We start from the raw sequence: 243 nt of genomic DNA, 5'->3' as shown, positions 1-243 counted from the left end.
CCTCCGCGTCGCAGCGCAAGCACAGGCGCTATACCAAGTGGCTGATTTCCACGATGGATCAGGTCATTGCCACCTCTGCCAAGGGCGCCGCCTATCTGGAGGTCCCGGCACAGGGCGTCCATCACGGCATCAACATGCGCGACTTTGCCCCCGCCGCTGACAAGGCCGCACTACGGCGCAGCCTCGGGCTGTCGGAAGACGCCATTTTGATCGGCTGTTACGGCCGTATTCGGGCGCAGAAGG

The 243-nt window shown here is 63.8% G+C and carries 1 pseudogene; it reads left to right on the top strand.

From position 1 onward, the window contains the following. Positions 1–243 (top strand): annotated as a pseudogene (locus tag R0J92_RS25810) (glycosyltransferase family 1 protein); the annotation flags it as partial.

Source organism: Tritonibacter sp. SIMBA_163, from assembly GCF_046535935.1.
In the GTDB taxonomy this organism is placed as follows: Bacteria; Pseudomonadota; Alphaproteobacteria; order Rhodobacterales; family Rhodobacteraceae; genus Epibacterium; species Epibacterium scottomollicae.
This window is presented reverse-complemented; position numbering and strand designations above follow the sequence as displayed.